General features: G+C 49.7%; 1 pseudogene. It reads left to right on the top strand.

The window, feature by feature from the left end:
• Nucleotides 1-30: 30 nt before the first annotated feature.
• Nucleotides 31-632 (top strand): annotated as a pseudogene (locus Q1A70_RS20260) (conjugal transfer protein TrbE); the annotation flags it as partial.

Genomic DNA, 632 nt, shown 5'->3' with positions numbered 1-632 from the left:
GATGGTTTCCCTGATTTCAGTCATCCCGATATGTTGCATCACTTGAGTTTGATGAACGTGGAGTGCCGTTGGAATACGCGCTTCATCTTCTTTGATAACCAAGAAGCGCACCGCTTGCTGGATAAAGAACGCAAGAAATGGCAGCAAAAGGTGGTGTCGTTTCGAGACAAATTGCTTAAGAACCCCACCCCGAAAGTGGACGAAGACGCACTGGAAATGGTCAGCCAATATCAGAGTGCACAAACCGACATCTCGGCAGGGCGGTTAAGCTACGGTCAGTACAGCTCTACCTTCATTTTGCGTCATCACGATGAAGCGGTGCTCAATGAAATGACCGACTACGCGCTCAGTGTGTTGAATAATACGATTGGCTTAGTGTGTCGTTTGGAGACGGTGAACGCGACCGAGGCGTTGCTTGGCTCACTGCCCAGTGACAGTCTGCATAACATTCGTCGTCCGCTCATCAGTACCTTGAACTTGTGTCATCTTTTGCCTATTTCCAATATTTGGACAGGCGAGCCTCAATGCCCGTGTCCGTTCTACCCTGAGAACTCACCGCCGCTGATGATGTGTACCGCTGTTGGCAATACCCCATTTCATTTGAATCTGCATGTGAAGGATGTGGGGCACAC

The sequence above is a fragment of the uncultured Vibrio sp. genome, assembly GCF_947488985.1.
GTDB lineage: Bacteria > Pseudomonadota > Gammaproteobacteria > Enterobacterales > Vibrionaceae > Vibrio.
The sequence above is the reverse complement of the archived record's forward strand: the minus strand, read 5'-3'. Positions and strand labels throughout refer to the sequence as shown.